The organism is Nitrospirota bacterium (assembly GCA_016180645.1).
In the GTDB taxonomy this organism is placed as follows: Bacteria; JACPQY01; JACPQY01; order JACPQY01; family JACPQY01; genus JACPAV01.
Genome location: JACPAV010000061.1, coordinates 1 through 15,299 on the forward strand (window position 1 = coordinate 1; position 15,299 = coordinate 15,299).

Genomic DNA, 15,299 nt, shown 5'->3' on the forward strand with positions numbered 1-15,299 from the left:
GTCGCACGCCTGACAATCGATGAAAAAGAAACCTCGAAAACATACCCCCACGGCAGCCCCCGGAAAAGCCAAATTCACGCCGGATTCAGGTTAAGGCTCCGCTACAAGGGGAGGGCGAAGAAGGGATGGGGAGGGTGCAGCGGGTGGAGGGAAAGGGGAAGGTATTTGGATCGAGGGGTGGCCTCGGAAAAGTGTTTACGCAACGCTCGATGGTTCTGGAGTTTCGAGGTCAACATCGATAGACTCGGCCGATGAGCAATCCCCATTCGCACCTCCTCCTTGGCGCGCATGAATCGATCGCCGACGGATTTCATTCGGCCTGCGTGAGGGGGGAGGAGGATTCCTGCGAGGTCATCCAAATCTTCACCCGCAGCTCGCGCCAGTGGTCGGCGCCCAAGCTGAACCCCGAAGACGTGTCCGAATGGGAGAATGCCGTGGCGCGATCCACCGCCCGGCCGTTCCTTGTTCACGATTCCTACCTCATCAACCTCGGCTCGCCGAAGAAACGCATCCACGCCGCTTCGATGCGCGCGTTCAAGGACGAACTGGTTCGGGCCGAAGCCCTCTCGATCCCCAATCTGGTCATGCATCCCGGCGCGCACATGGGGGAGGGGGAAGAAGTCGCGCTGGAGCGCATCGCGGAGAGCATCACGAAAGCCATCCAGGAAACGTCAGGCCACCGCGTTCGCATTCTTCTCGAAAACACGGCAGGCCAGGGCAGCACGGTGGGATATCGATTCGAACACCTGCGGCGGATCCTAGACCTTGTGAATAATGAAGACCGTATGGGGGTGTGTCTCGATACATGCCATCTGTTCACATCGGGTTACGACATCCGCACGAGCGAGGGGTATCACCGCGTGTTCCAGGAGTTCGAGCGAATCGTCGGCCTAAAGTGGCTCAAGGCCTTCCACTTGAACGATTCGAAGAAGCCACTCGATTCCCGCGTGGATCGTCACGAGCACATCGGGCTCGGTCATATCGGTCTCGATCCATTCCGATGGCTGATGAACGACGAGCGGTTCGCCCACTTGGGCGGAGTATTGGAAACTCCAGTCCGCGAAAACCGCCGAACGTTCAAGGAGGATCTGGAGGTGCTTCGAGGCCTCAGGATCAACCCCAAATCGGCTTGACTTTGCGGCATCGCACGAGTAGCGTAGCCAGAATGCGTACTTCTATGAAAACCTGTGGGAATCCCCGCGAGATCTCATTTCGACTCGGCGCCCTCGCCGCGTTGCCGCTCCTCATCGCGTCCTGCGGAGGCGGAGGAGGGGGCGGGGCGAAAACGGTCATCACCCAAAAGTGCCAACCAGACATTGAATGCACTCTCAAATACGAGCCCGAGATCAACGGCGCAAAGAAGCTGCTATTTGAGCTCTCTATCCCCGCAGGCGCACTGGAAGAGGCAGTGGAGATTTCGATCGAGAAATCGGACGAGGAAGACCCGGGGCTGTCTGCGGAAGCGACCTACAAGGTACTTCCGGAGTCGCTCAAGTTCGTCGCCGGCAAGAAGGCAGGTCTCATCCTGGGGTACGGAGAGGAACTTGACAAGCTCACGGAGGAACAGAAGCTCGAGCTGGCTCTCAGCGAAGAAGGGCTTCGGATTGGAAAAAGGAATCTTGAGGGAGGGTTCGACCTCGTGAAGGATTCCGGTCCTCCCCGCCTGGATGTGGATCAGATCACGGGCGAAGTGACCGGCCCCGGTGAATACGCCGTGGTGTACAACCCCCTCATTTTTTCCGTCTCTCCGGAAGTAGGGCGTCCGACCACCGTCGATCCAGCGGGCACGAAAACTGACGGTACGACCATCACGGTATCGGGGCTGAACTTCAAGGCTGATGAGGGCACTCTGGTTGTCATGTTCAACAAGATTCCGGTCACGGAGGACATCAAATATGCCGACGGCAAGGGCGACTCGGAATTCACCCTCATTCTGCCTGAGCTCTCCGCAGGAAAGAAGGAAGAGGACCTCAAAGGCGCGCTGACCATTACCGTGACGAACAGCAGCGGCAAGAAACGGACAAGCAACGCTGTGATGTGGGGCTTCGGGACCGGATTCGACGCGGCGGTGTATGATTTGTCCATCTCGAAGGGCAAGCTGGCCCAGCCGGGATCGGAGTGCACGGAGGCCGAGTGTTTTACTCAGCCGTGGGGAATCGCCGTGGATCAATTTGATTGCATCTACGTCGCGGATTCCGCCAACCATCGCATCAAGAAATTTACGTCCTCGATCACGCCCGTGAGCAAAGATACGGCGTGCGTGGCATTCGATCCCACCGGAAGTGCCCCCACCTTCATGATTGGGAAGAAGGGCGATCCCGCGGTGGACGACAAAGGCGCAAGCACCGAGATCGGAAAGGAACCCCTCTTTAACACGCCGTTGGGTCTGGCGGTGGATGTGAAGGGAAATATTTACGTGGCGGACAGTTTGAACCACCGGGTCGTCATGTTGGACAAACTCGGAAAGGTGGTCGCCCTCTTCGGCAAGTATGGAACCGGGACCGACAAGACGACTGAGAAGGCAACCGAGGACGAGCTCAACCAGCCCTCCGGCATCGCCGTGGACCCGGATGGGAACCTATACGTTGTGGATACCCTCAACAACCGGATCGTCTATTTCAAGATAACCACCGCGACGACCAAGAACGATAAGGACATCGAAACGACAACCACCACGGCGAAACAGGACACCGCCCGCAAGCTCGGACCCACTCTCGGCGATGCTGTGGGGAAGGCGACGGCCATCAACTTCCTGGGGGAACCTTCGGCCGTAGCCTACGACTCCGCCAGCACGCCGCATCGAATTTTCTTTGCGGATCCCGGCAACTACCGGGTGGTCTACTTCAAGCGGAATGCGGACAAGAAGATCGATGAACTCGACAAGGCGGTCGGGCAGCCGGCCCGGACGAACGAAGGAAAGGATGATCTGTTCCTGAAGCCTGTCGGGGTGACGGTGGACATCCGCAGTTCAATCTACGTGGTGGACAAGCTCGCGGCCCGCGTTCAGAAGTTCGATCGCAGCGTCAGGGCTCTTCCAAGCTCGGTGGGGAATTCGAAGGACAGGACCCAGCTCTCCGAACCCACAACGATGGTCGTGGATTCCAAGGCCAGCTTATATGTCCTCGACCGTGCGCTGAGCAAGGTCCAGAAGTTCTCGCCCCGTTAGAGGTTTCCTCGAGTGGTTTCGCGGAGCCTGAAGGCTCCGCTACGGAATCATCGTTTCTCCCTTGTAGCCGGCCTTTTGGGGTCCTCGTCGAACCGCCCCTGAATGAGCTACAGTCTCGTCAACTCCACCAGGACAACGGTGATGTTGTCCATCCCACCCGCGATCTTCGCGCGCTCGATCAGGTCATCGGCCATCGTGTCGAGGTTGTCCCCGCTCAGCGCCTCCAGGATTTCGTCCGCACGGATCATATTCGTCAGGCCGTCCGAGCAAAGCAGGTAGCGGTCTTTCTCGCGCAGTTCGTTCTGGAAAACATCCACGTCCACGTGCTCGTCAAGCCCCACGCATCGCGTCACCACATTTTTCAAATAGTGGGCCTCCGCCTCCACACTGGATAGCCGCCCCTCGCGAACCTGCTCCTGGACCCACGAGTGGTCCTGGGTTACGAGATGGAGTTCTCCCTCCCGGACCAGGTAGGTGCGGCTGTCTCCGAGGTTGGCGACGTAGGTGTACAAGCCGTCCTCATTCGCCGGGTCCACCCACAAGGATGTGAGCGTGGTCCCCATGCCTTTGTATTTCGGATTGTTCTTGGCGTACTCGTAAACGATGCGGTTGGCTTCCTCCATCGACTTCCGCAGGATGACTTCGTGTGCGTCCCGAGGGGCGGCCGGTCCTTTGAACGCGCGGGTGAGACGGTGGAAGAGCGGTTGCCGCTGGGTGGATTCCGGATCATCCGCCGAACGCTCTCGCACATGTCGCAGGAGGCCGTCTTGAAGCCCCTTGACACAGAGTTGGCTCGCCAGTCCCCCGCCGATGTGTCCGCCCATGCCGTCGGCCACGGCGTAGAGACCCATTTCCTCATTCACGAGGAAGGAGTCCTCGTTCTTCTCGCGCCAGTTGCCGATGTCCGTTCGAGCCGCATGCCGGATGATCATGGTCGTAGGCCTGCACCCCCACCCACACCCTCCCCCTTCGAGGGGGAGGGGAACAAAGGTTCGCGCCGCTCCCTCTCGTCCCTTCCCCCCTTGAGGGGGAAGGTGGGGATGGGGGGTGCTGAAAGGATGGTCATGGTCAGTTCCCGCTGATCTGAAGGTTTGAGACGAGGAGCGAGGGGGAGCCGATCGATCCCATGAATCGGAGGTCGTTGGCCACGGCATCCACGTGCTTGAAAAGCGTTTTCAGGTTCCCCGCAATCCCGAATCCGCGAAGGGGGCCGGCGGGCTTCCCTTTCGCAATCTCCTGCCCCACGGCGCCGAGCGAGAATTCGCCCGAAATTGGATCTGCCGTGTGGAGGCCGATGACCTCCGTGATGAGCACGCCGCTTCCGCACTCTGAATGGAGACGGTCCGGAGACCACGTTCCGGCTTCCACGTGCAAGTTGGAGGGTGCGAGGACGGGGGCAGATTGGCTCGCGCCGCGCCGCGCGTTTCCCGTCGAGCCGCGCCGGCTCTTGTTGCCCCAGTAAGTGTCGCAGAGGAGGGTGCGAAGCAGGCCTCGTTCCACAACCGTGGAGCGCTGGGCCGGCACGCCTTCGCCGTCGAAGGGCGCCGCGTTCGCCCCGCGGGTTTCCAAGCCATTGTCGACCAGCGTGAGATGTTTCGAGAGGATCAACCGGCCCACCGCATCGCCCCAAAGCGACTTCTTCTTCATCGTATTCTCGACGAGAAACGAGGGCGCAAGGAGGGATAGAAATTCGGCGGCCACGTGGTTTTCCAGGACCACGGGACACTCCCGGGTTTTCGGAACACGGCCTCCCAGTCGGGATACGGCTTTGCGGGCGACTTTTTTCCCGAGCGCTTCGGCGTCGAGTTCGTGGAGAAACGAGGAAAATTGGAAATCCCACGCGTTTTCCGATTCTCCGCCTTTCTCCGCCACGGCCATGAGACTCAGACTGCAATAGGTTTTCGAGTAACTCGACTGGAGTCCGTTCGAATTGGCGAGATAGACCGTTCCGAAGATCTCATCGTAGGCGGACTTCCGAACGCGCTTCACGGCCCGGTGGGCCCGGAGCGAGGAGGCTTCCAGCTCGAGCGCGAGCTTGATCTTCTCCTCATCGGGCGTGGAAGGGACGTGTGCGTCGTACAGGTTGACCGCGGGGAGTGGTGCGGGTGTCGACTTGGGGAAGGCATGGTGTTCGTCCGCATCCAGGCACCGAGCCGTTCCCGCGGCAAATTGAAGCGCCCGGCGCACGGCATCCGGCGTGAGTTGAGTGGCATATGAAAAGCCCATGCGTCCGTCTAGAAGGAGGCGGACCCCTAGGGTCGTCGTCTCTGCACGGTCTCTCGCATGGATCTCCTGCCCTTTGACTTCGATGCTTTGCTCCGCGAGATGGGCTACGTAGGCTTCCCACTGGCGGGCCTTGAGGCGCCTGGATTCGATCAGGATCGTTTCCAGGATCCGTTCAATCGCGCCCTCTTCCAAAGCCTGCACGGTTACAACTCCCGGATGACGGCGATTTCCTGGCAGTCCTTAAACCGCGAGCAGTAGACACAGTCTTTCCACACCTTCTGTGGAAAGCTGAGACGATCGGCCACGGCGAATCCGGTCCGCTTGAAAAACTCGGGCCGGTAGGTGAGTGCGAACACCCGGCGCAGGCCGAGTTTGCGCGCCTGCCGCAGGCAGCGCCGCACGAGTTTGATGCCCCAATCCTGGCCGCGATGGCCGGCGTCGACCACGAGCGATCGGATCTCGCACAACTCCGGAGAGTAGATTTTGAGGGCGCACGTTCCGATCATACTCCTCGATCGGTTGGTTGCCACGACAATGGTGGGGAGGTCCTTCGTGATGTCCTCCTCGTCGCGCGGCAGGATTTCCCCCCTTTGCGCCTCCTGCGAGATGAGACGCAGGATTTTCGGGATGTCCGAGGTGGTGGCGGGACGGATCATCCCACCACCCTCTTCAAAATCTCACATTTCAAATTTGAAATCTCAAATTCGGAGGAAGGGGGTGGGATCATGGCCTGCGACTCGGCAAGGAATTCCTTCTCAAACGACACGGCGGGGAACGGCGAAACTCCCATCCGAACGGATCGGTCGATGCTAGCGTGGAGCTATCCGCAGCAACTCTGCGGCGTAGGCACGCGCCTTATCCGATATTTTTTCTCCCCCGAGCATGCGGGCCAGCTCTTCGAGCCGTTCCTCGCGGCCGAGTTCGACAATTTCCGTAACCGTCCGCGATCCCGCGCGGCGTTTGCGAACGAGAAAATGGGCGTCCCCGAAACAGGCGATCTGCGGCAGATGCGTGATGCAGAGGATCTGGTGGCGACGCGACAGCTCGCGCAGTTTTCGCCCTACGGCTTCCGCCACGGCGCCTCCGATTCCGGCATCGACTTCATCGAAGATCAGTGTCGCACCTTCCTTTTTTTTCGACAAGATGTTCTTGAGGACGAGCATGATGCGGGACCGCTCCCCGCCGGAAGCGATCCGGCTGAGGTCCCGGAGGGGCTCGCCGGGGTTGGCCGAAAAATCGTATCCGATCGTCATCGTCGGCGTGGCGGAGACGAGCCACTTTCCCGCGTCGTCCACCTTCGCCGGCTTGCCGTCCTGGTCCATCCAACCGGGCGTGAGCGTCACGGCGAAACGGGCTTTGGCCAGCCCCACCTCCTCGCATCCGGCTTCCACTTCGCGGGCCAGCCGATCCGCGAACCTGCGGCGCTCCTTCAAGAACTTTTCGGCGCGGACCGCAAAGGCTTCCCAATCGGCCTCAAATCTCTTGGCCAGCGCGCCCCGGTCCGTTTCCTTCCTGGAAAGCTCCTCGATCTCCCTCGCCCCCTCCTCGGCCAGCCGCAACACGCTGTCCAGATCCGGCCCGTACTTCTTCTTGAGTCGATCGAGCTGATAGAGGCGCTCCTCCACGGATTCGAGCCGCTTCGGATCGAATTCCATACTGCCCAGGTAGGAGGAGATGTCGCGTGCGGCGTCCTGGATCAGGGATTTCGCCGAGGCCAGCCCCTCGGCCATGGGAGTAAGACGCGGATCGATTTCACCGAGGGTCCGAATGGATTCCGCGTGTCGTCCGACCTGCTCCACCACGGATCCATCGGTCGAGTAGAGAGCGCGGTCCGCCTCCCCGAGGGCTTGGGCGATTTTTTCGGCGTGGGCGAGGATGTTCCGCTCGGACTCCAATTCGTGATCTTCATTCGGCCGGATGCGGGCCCCTTCGATCTCGTGGACCTGGAAGGAAAGAAGATCAATGCGTTCCCTGCGGGCTTTTTCCAGGCGGTCAAAATCGCGAAGTTCTTCATACAATCGGGCCACGGTCCTGCGTTCCTCTTCAAGTTTCTCGGCGGCTTCCTCCAGTCCTCCGAACTCATCGAGGTACGCCATCTGTTTTGCCGTGAGAACGAGGTCCATGTACTCGTGCTGGCCGTAGATTCCCACGAGCCGGCGGCCGAGATCCTCAAGCTGGCCGAGGGTGGCGCCGTCTTCATTGAACGTGACTTTGCCCCGGCCTTCGCGGGTGATCTTCCGTCGGATCGTGAGTGCGGTCCCGTTCGAAGAAGCGGGCGCTGCCTGCGCAATCCCGCGCGTGTCGAATTGCGCCTCGAGGACGGCTTCCTCCCGCTCGGCACGGATCAGGTCGGCATGGGCCCTCGCGCCCAGGAGGAGATCGAGCGCGCCGATGATGATGCTCTTTCCGGCGCCGGTTTCGCCGGTGATCACGTTGAACCCTTCGCCGAGGTTGAGCTGGACCTCGTCGATGATCGCGAAATCCTTGATGCGCAGTTGCCGGAGCATGGCGGGCTGCGACTACGACCCCAGGTCGGGACAGCTCCACCTGTCCGCCGCCCCTGGTCTGGGGCGTGAAATGTCCGCAGGCATAAAGCCTGCGCCTACCCAGGGTGCGGGTTCTTGGTAGCCGCGGGCTTCAGACCGCGTCCCCGGATTCGTGTCTCTAACTACCGACCGCCCCACTTGAGTTTCGTGCGGAGAATCTCGAAGGGATCGGGGGCGGCGTGGTTGAGTTTGATGACGTTCAAATCCTGCGAGGCCCGGTGAACTTCGAGTACGTCCTGGCTCACCAGGGGGCAGCCGACCTGGCCGTCGAGCGTGAGCTGCGTGTCGGAGGGGTCTTTGGCGTTCAATACGATTCGCACCCGGGAGGTGGCCGGGAGGACGAGTGGGCGGTTGGTGAGCGTATGAGGACAGATCGGTGTGAGCACGAGGCAGTCCAGCGTGGGGGAAACGATCGGCCCGCCCGCGGCCAGGGAGTAGGCCGTCGATCCGGTCGGGGTGGACACGATCAAGCCGTCCGCCCGGAACACCGTCACCGGCTTCCCGTCCACTTCGGTCGACATTTCGATCATCCGCGCGATCGCGCTCTTGGTGATGACGGCATCGTTCAGGGCGGACTCGGAGAGCAGTGTCCGCCCGTCGCGAAGGAGCGTCGCTTCAAGCCGCATGCGATGCGCGATCTTGTAGTCACCCGCGATCAACTGCTCCATCGCCTGCGTGGCGCCGTCGAGCGGAACTTCCGTGAGATATCCCAGACTGCCGAGATTGACGCCCAAAACCGGAACGCCCGTGTCGCTTACGAGCCGTGCTCCCCACAGGAACGTTCCGTCGCCGCCCAAGACGAGCAGCGCGTCGGTGTCCCGATGGACCAGTTGCCGTTCGGGAATGCCTTCCTTGCCGATCAGAGCGGCGGCGCCCGCTTCGAGTGAAAAGCGGACCTTCCTGTCAGTCAACCATTCTGAAAGATGACGAACCACCCGGGCCGCATCCTTGTGCTCCCGTTTCGCCAGAACGGCAACATTCGAAACTTTTTTCACGTTGAACCGGAGGCGAAATTAGCACATCGATGGGGTGGAGTCCACGCGCGGCCCGCCCGCCCGAGCATTCCCGCCGAAAAACCCCAAAGATTACTTTAGGTTACGCATACCATATCTTGTAGCGCAATGCGGCCTACCACTCCATATAGTGATTTTTGCTTTACAAACCGAACCTCGTTTGTTAGGCTACCGCGAATGCGAATTCGCAAGCTGACCCTTCTGGGTTTCAAGTCCTTCCCGGAGAAAACGGAGTTCGTCTTTCCCGAGGGATTGACGTGCATCGTCGGTCCAAACGGCTGCGGCAAGACGAACATCGTGGACGCCATCCGTTTCTGTCTCGGCGAGCAAAGCGCCAAGAAACTCCGCGGAAAATCGGTGGTGGACATGGTGTTTGGGGGCACCTCGGGCAAGGCGGCGATGAATTTCGCCGACGTCTCCATGACCTTCGACGTTCAGAAGGGAGAACTTCCCGAGCCGTATCATGAAATCGAGGAGTTCGAAGTCCGCCGCGTGCTCTACCGATCGGGCGAAAGCGAATACTACATCAACCGCACCCCCAGCCTGTTGAAGGATATCTACGACCTTTTCTACGGCACGGGTCTTTCGCCGTACTCCTACGGCATCATGGATCAATCGGATGTGACCCGGCTCATCACCATGCACGTGGAGGAGCGGCGCCTCCTTCTGGAAGAGGCCGCCGGCATCACGAAGTTCCGTCGGAAACGGCAGGAAGCCGAGCGAAAGATGGAACGCACGAGGGTGAATCTCCAGCGCGTCGAGGACGTCCTTGCCGAGGTGGAGCGCCAGAAGCGGAGCCTCGAACGACAGGCGAAAAAAGCTCAGAAGCTCAAAGAATTGAACGAAGAGCTCCGGGCGAAGGAGCTGATCATGTACAAGGCCCAGTGGCGGGGCCTGAGAGCCGCGCTGGACCGTGTGGAGCAGGAGGAGACGGAGGAGCAGCGGCTGCGGGATGAATTGAGCGCTTCCTTGAGCACGCTGGAGTCCGAGCGGGAGCGCATCGAACTGGAATCAGTGCAGGTAGAGGAAGACCTCCGGCGGCTCCGCGAGGAGTTCCACCGCGCGGAGATCGACCAGGAGCAGTGTCGCGGGCAGATCGAGAAACACCGGGCGGACAAGGCCGCGTTGGAGCGCCGGACAAGCGAGCTCCGCGCTCAGGCCGACGCGCTTCGGGCCGACGTGGAGGCGGCGGATCGGAAGCTCGCCGAACTGGACGCCGAGCGCCGGGACGTGGAAGAAAATCTAAACCGGCTCCGGCTCCAGCTCTCCGAGAGGCGCCCGCGCCGCGAGGAATTGATCGCCCGCATGCAGTCACTTCGGGAGCAGGAAGACCGCCTCGAACAGGAACGCCTGGAGCGAATGGCCCAGGTTGCGGAACTCGAACGTGTGGTCGCTTCCGCCGAGGGGCGCCGCCATGAAACGGAAAAGCGCCGCGTGGAGCTGGAAAGCCGCCGCCAACAGCTCTTGTTCTCCGAACAGGAGATGGTGGAACAGACCAGGGGAATCGAAGATCTCCGCGCGAAAACGGCGGTGCTCCTGGAGGAAAATGGTCGTCGCCTCGAAAGCGTCGAAGAGCACCTTCGGAACCTTTCCCGGGTGTACGGCGAGCGGATCAATGACCGCCGCCAGAAACGGGACGACGTCGAGCGCCTGAGCGCCACTCGCACCTCCCTCCAAACGCTGCAAGAGACGTACTCGGGTTTCCATGAGGGCGCCCGTCAGATTCTTCTCAAGTGGGGCCGGAACGGAATTAAAGGCACCGTGGCGGAAGTGTTGGACGTGCCCGAGCGCTATCGCCAGGCGGTGGAAGCCTCGCTCGGCGTCCTGCTGGAGGCGATCGTCACCGATACAAGAAGCTACGGAATGCAGGCCATGGACTATCTTCGTTCCGAAGACCTCGGCCGGGCATTTTTCGTCGCCCTGGACGCGCCCGCCGGAAACGGCGCCTCGCCCATGGAGGATCCGAGGCCGGAGAACGCGGAGCGTCTGATCGAAAAAATTCAACCGAAGCCCGGCTATGAGAGCGTGGCCGAGCGCCTCCTGTCGCACGTCTGGGTGGTGGACCGGATTGAAGACGTGTTCGCGCTTCCGCCCTCCTCTAGGGCGACCTACGTCACGAAGTGGGGCGAGGTGAGTCATCCGCAAGGCGTGCTCGCGGGCGGCGCCCAGGCCAAACAGGAAACCGCCTCGCTGGCCTGGCTCGAACGGAAGGAGAAACTTCAACAGATCGACGAGCAGCTCACGGCGATGCAGTCCGCCCTTTCGCAGATCGAAGAGGAAATTCCTTTGATGGAAGCGCGGCGAACCGAGCTGGAATCGGAGCGGGAAAAGGAACGCCTCGCGCAGGTGGACCTCCAGGCCCAGATCGCCCGGTTTCAGGCGGAGAAGGAGGGCGTGGCCCGAGTGATGCAGACCTCCGGTTCGGCCGCGGTTTCGCAGGAGGAAGACAGCATCCAGCGCACCATCGGTGAACTTTCCACCGTTCTGGACACCGCGCAGCAATCGCTGGATCAATTCCGGGGACAGCAGCAGGCCCTCGCGGAGAAAATCGCCGGGGTGAGGCGGGAGCACGAGGCGGCCGGCCTGGGCCTGGCCGAGACCGAAAAAGGGATCAACGAACTGGCGTTCACTGAGGTCCAACTCGACGAACGGCATCAGCAATTGGCGAAGGCTTCGGTGGAGATCGAACGGGGGCGGGAACAGGTTTTGGAGCGTTTCGAGCGGCTCGAGGCGGAGATCGGGGAATCGGCGGCACCCGTGGCCGCGTTGGACAAGGCGATCGCGGAGGCCGAATCGCGGCTTTCCGATCTCCAGGAACAGGCCCGCATGGCGCGGGAAGAAGTGGCCAAGGCGGAAGAGACCATCCGCCAACTCCGGGATCGCCGGGGAGCTTTGGAATCCGACGCCAAATCCACCCGGGAGCGTCTACGCCAGGTGGAGGAGCGCGTGGCGGAGTTGTCGGTGGAAAAGGCGACATCGGCCATGCACATGGATCGCACCAACCAGGAAGCTCGAGAGCGTTGGGGGGTGGAGGATCTGGCGGCACTGGAAGCGGCTCCGCCCGAGGACCTCGAAGCGCTGACGGCCTCGGTTGCCGAACTGCGGGATCGGAAAACGAAAATGGGTGACGTGAATATGGAGTCTCTCGCGGAATACGATGAACTTAGTCAGCGGTTCACCTTCCTGACTGAGCAGAGGGACGACATTCAGAAATCGATCGAGCAGCTCCGCGAAGCGATCGCCAAGATCAACCGGGTTTGCCGCGAACGGTTTGATCAGATTTTCGAGGAGGTCAGCAAGAAATTTTCTGAGGTATTTGCCGGCTTGGTCCGAGGGGGGAAGGGCGAACTCCGGCTGATCGAGCCGCCGCCGCTCCCCGAAGGCGAGATCGAGGACGAAGAGGCGGCTTCGCGGCGGTCCAAGCGAGAACGCGGCGTGGATATCTACGCCAAGATGCCCGGCAAGACCATGGCGAGCCTCAACCTCCTGTCCGGTGGTGAGAGGGCCCTGACGGCGTTCTCGCTCCTGCTCTCGCTATTCCTCGTTCGTCCGAGTCCGTTCTGCATTCTCGACGAGGTGGACGGCCCGTTGGACGATTCCAACGTCCATCGATTCGCCCAGACCATCGGCGAGATGGGGAAAACCAACCCCTTCCTGGCCATCACGCACAACAAAGTGACGATGAAATACGCAGGCACCCTCATCGGCGTCACCATGGAAGAGGACGGCATCTCCAAACTCGTCTCCGTCAAAGTCGCGTAGCCCCTGGAAGCCGATCCCCAAACCTTTCGGGGGAGAGGTATGTTCTTTTCTAGTGCCATGGCGTGAATTCAGTCCTGGCACACCCCCAGTGTGGCCACGCCGTTCACGTTGACGTTCTTCGGAATGGCCCCTAAATCGCTACCGGATCGAAACTCTCCGAGGGGGATCGTATGTCGGATCACGAGTTGACCGTCTTGGACGATGACACGATCGAGCACGAGGCGCAAGATCTTCACCTTCGACTCGAAGTTCGGACGTTCGAGTGCCCCGTGAATATTCTTACAGAAGACCTCCACACCTTCGACCAGGTGCAAGCTCCTCTGCCGCTCTTTTTGTTTCTCCTCGATTTCCTTCAGCCGCGCCTCCATGAGCGTCTGATGAGCGGCAATCGACTCGCGCCTCTGCTTGAGATCCTCCAGCGCTAGGATGCCCGCCTGGTAGCCGTCGATGAGACGTTGGTCCTCGCGCTCCAAGGCCCGTAGGCGCGTGTGGAGCCGCTTGATCTCCTGATCCTCGATGAGGTCTTGGGATGCTTCTCCGTGGCCTCGGGCGTACTGCTCCAAGAGGATCTTCGGATCGAGGAGCATCTGTCGCACCGTGTCCCACACCCGCTCTTCCACCGGCTGTGCGGCAACGAAGCCCCCGCACACCGATCGGGGCGATACGACGGATATCGGGCGGTACAAAGATAGCGTCGGTAGTGGGGCGTGCGCGTCGAGGTCAGCCCGTGCATGCGCCGCCCACACGCACCGCAGACGAGGAGACTCTTGAGCAGGTATCGCCCGGGGGTCGCGTGGCCCGGATTCCACGTTCGATTCTTCTCGATCTGTTTCTGGGCCTTCTCCCAGATCTCCTCCGACACAAGGGCCGGAGCCGGAACGGGAATCCATTCCGCGGGGGGTCTCTTCCGGCGACTCCTCGCGATCCCCGGTCGAAGGTCCTTGAAGCTCTGGGCACCCCGCGGACGGGCGGGGGGCGTGTCCACCGTCGTCAGCACGTTGTAGTACCGAAGCCCCTTGTACACGGAGTTCTTGACCATCCCCGTCAAACCGGAGACATGCCACCGAGTCTTCCCCTCCTGGGTCGGAACGGCCCGCTCGGTCAAGCGATGCGCGATCCGCCCGAGCGAGAGTTCCTCCTCGACGAGCCAGCGATAGATTTCACGCGCAACCTCCGCCTCCGGCTCGTACACCTTGAGCAGGCCTCCCCCTCCCTCCGCCCGCTTCCACGTCCGATACCCGTACGGGGCACGGCCGCTCGTGATCCGACCCTGACGGGCCAGGTAAATCCGTCCACGCCTGGTTCTTTCAGCGATGAGTTTTCTTTCATACTCGCTGAACACGCCCTGGATCTGGAGGAGCATCTGGTCCTCCGACCGATCTGAATAGGTCCGGTTGAGAAACACGATTTCGACACCCGCCCGGCGAAACTCCTCCAAGAGAATCACCTGATACGGAAACTGCCGGGCGAGTCGGTCGGGGGCATAGGCCAGAATCGCCTCCAGCTTCCCCTCGTACACGTCGTCCCTCAGCCGCTCCAAACCCGGACGGTCCAGACGGGACCCCGTGAACACATCGGTGTACTCGCGGCTCCCGTCCACCCGATACTCGTGCTCGCTCGCGTATCGATGAAGCGCGTCGAGCTGGCTCTCCATCGTCGCCTCGTCCTCCTGCCGGTCCGTCGATACACGCGCATAAATGGCTGCAATCTTCATCTCGTCCTCCTTGATCTTATGTTCCTGTGGCCTTCTGGATCGCTTCCGATTCCACCCGCGCAGCCGGGTCTTCTGTTTCCGGACTCGGTAAAGTCCGCGCAATCGGCGGGCTCCGAAGAAGCTGAAACACTCGCCCCAGTCTCTCGACCTCGTCGCGACACGGCACCTTCTCGATCTCGATTCTCCATGCGTGGGATCTCTTCTTCATGGCATCGTCCCTCTCGTCCCCCCGCTTGATCCCTCCACCAAGGTTTCTGGAGAAGATCGGACACGGACGATCCGTTCGTACCCACAACGAAAACGTCACCCACAAGCTCGTCAGAACAGAGCAGGACGCTCCGGAAACCTCTCATGACCCTCCAACTTGCCGGAGCCGAGGACGGACCGTGTGAAAAGGCTCTAAGATTTCAAACTCAAGGTATGTTTCGATCCCGTGCAGATTTCGCCCTCAACCCGAAAGGAGCGGAACGCTACTCTGGCACCCATCCGCGGCGGCCGCGGCCTTCAGTCGGCGTTGATCCCGCGGACAAGCGCCCGTACCTACCTCACGGCTTGATCATCCGGATGCGGTGGTTACGACGGTCGGCCACGCGCCGCCTGCCGTCAGACTTGATTCTCTTGTACGTCCCGGATACAACCCTGACGTGAGGCCGACCAGACGACAAGTGGAGTTTCTGATTGAGGTGCTAAAGACTTGGGGCCTTTTGGCCGTTCCTGGGGGCGCCGCAGATTCCGTAATCGACGGGACACGCCGCGGGTGGGACCTAAATATTCCCACTAATGTACTTTAACATATTCTCCATATCTGCTATGCTCTCCTCAACAAGGAGGGTTCATGGCCAGAACGATTCGGTTGACGCGGCGCGTGCCCG

The 15,299-nt window shown here is 61.0% G+C and carries 11 protein-coding genes; 3 read left to right on the top strand and 8 right to left on the bottom strand.

What is annotated here, in order from left to right; translation table 11 throughout:
* Positions 1 to 251: 251 nt before the first annotated feature.
* A complete protein-coding gene (locus HYT87_20095) occupies positions 252 to 1,133 on the top strand; it encodes a deoxyribonuclease IV (GenBank protein ID MBI2062022.1) in 882 nt (293 codons plus the stop codon).
* Between the two features lie 44 nt (positions 1,134 to 1,177).
* Positions 1,178 to 3,166 (top strand): hypothetical protein, encoded by a 1,989-nt coding sequence (locus HYT87_20100; GenBank protein ID MBI2062023.1) that lies wholly within the window; start codon positions 1,178 to 1,180, stop codon positions 3,164 to 3,166.
* A gap of 107 nt (positions 3,167 to 3,273) precedes the next feature.
* Here HYT87_20100 and HYT87_20105 read toward each other — a convergent pair whose 3' ends face one another.
* From HYT87_20105 to HYT87_20125, 5 genes are all read right to left on the bottom strand, one after another.
* Positions 3,274 to 4,098, bottom strand: coding sequence for a serine/threonine-protein phosphatase (locus HYT87_20105; GenBank protein ID MBI2062024.1), 825 nt, complete (start codon positions 4,096 to 4,098; stop codon positions 3,274 to 3,276).
* A gap of 136 nt (positions 4,099 to 4,234) precedes the next feature.
* Complete coding sequence (locus tag HYT87_20110) at positions 4,235 to 5,593, bottom strand: TldD/PmbA family protein (GenBank protein ID MBI2062025.1); 1,359 nt, start codon at positions 5,591 to 5,593, stop codon at positions 4,235 to 4,237.
* Positions 5,594 to 5,595: 2 nt separating this feature from the next.
* Positions 5,596 to 6,048: an N-acetyltransferase gene (locus tag HYT87_20115; protein ID MBI2062026.1), complete on the bottom strand. Its 453-nt coding sequence runs from the start codon at positions 6,046 to 6,048 to the stop codon at positions 5,596 to 5,598.
* A 153-nt stretch (positions 6,049 to 6,201) separates the two neighbouring features.
* Positions 6,202 to 7,899 (bottom strand): DNA repair protein RecN, encoded by a 1,698-nt coding sequence (gene recN, locus HYT87_20120; protein MBI2062027.1) that lies wholly within the window; start codon positions 7,897 to 7,899, stop codon positions 6,202 to 6,204.
* A gap of 161 nt (positions 7,900 to 8,060) precedes the next feature.
* Positions 8,061 to 8,933 (bottom strand): NAD(+)/NADH kinase, encoded by an 873-nt coding sequence (locus tag HYT87_20125; GenBank protein MBI2062028.1) that lies wholly within the window; start codon positions 8,931 to 8,933, stop codon positions 8,061 to 8,063.
* 195 nt (positions 8,934 to 9,128) lie between these two features.
* Here HYT87_20125 and smc point away from each other — a divergent pair, with 195 nt between their 5' ends.
* Complete coding sequence (gene smc / locus HYT87_20130; GenBank protein MBI2062029.1) at positions 9,129 to 12,713, top strand: chromosome segregation protein SMC; 3,585 nt, start codon at positions 9,129 to 9,131, stop codon at positions 12,711 to 12,713.
* A gap of 68 nt (positions 12,714 to 12,781) precedes the next feature.
* Here the strand turns inward: smc and HYT87_20135 are convergent, their stop codons facing one another.
* From HYT87_20135 to HYT87_20145, 3 genes are read right to left on the bottom strand one after another with little or no spacing between them, the layout of a single operon-like run.
* The gene (locus tag HYT87_20135; protein ID MBI2062030.1) at positions 12,782 to 13,186 is read right to left on the bottom strand and encodes a hypothetical protein; all 405 of its coding nucleotides are present in this window, start codon (positions 13,184 to 13,186) and stop codon (positions 12,782 to 12,784) included.
* Positions 13,135 to 14,427, bottom strand: a complete 1,293-nt coding sequence (locus HYT87_20140; GenBank protein MBI2062031.1) for a recombinase family protein — start codon at positions 14,425 to 14,427, stop codon at positions 13,135 to 13,137. Before HYT87_20140 ends, HYT87_20135 begins: the two co-directional genes overlap by 52 nt.
* 16 nt (positions 14,428 to 14,443) lie before the next feature.
* Positions 14,444 to 14,635 carry a hypothetical protein gene (locus HYT87_20145; protein ID MBI2062032.1) on the bottom strand — a complete coding sequence of 64 codons (192 nt, stop codon included), beginning with the start codon at positions 14,633 to 14,635 and terminating at the stop codon, positions 14,444 to 14,446.
* Between the last annotated feature and the right edge of the window lie 664 nt (positions 14,636 to 15,299).